The following is a 205-nucleotide window of genomic DNA, read 5'->3' on the forward strand; positions in this document are numbered from 1 at the left end:
CCGAAGTTGTCATAAGTGGCATCGTACAGAGTGATTGAAGTGCCGCCAAGACTATGCTGCACTTTGCTTATTCTGTCCGCATGGTCGTAGGTATAGGTATATACTTCCGTGCGCGTGGTCTTTCCGCTGGCAGTATGTGTATGTGTCACACCAGACGGCTTGTTGGAGAAAGTATAAACCGTACTTGTGATGTCGTAGCCACTGA

Annotated in this window: 1 protein-coding gene; it reads right to left on the reverse strand. The window is 48.3% G+C overall.

What is annotated here, in order from left to right:
- The coding region (locus DWZ67_RS20535) for a hypothetical protein (protein WP_243635198.1) at positions 1-205 on the reverse strand (205 nt) is incomplete at both ends.

Origin of the sequence: Bacteroides sp. AF34-31BH (assembly GCF_003602795.1) — a bacterium.
Taxonomy (GTDB): Bacteria; Bacteroidota; Bacteroidia; order Bacteroidales; family Bacteroidaceae; genus Bacteroides; species Bacteroides uniformis.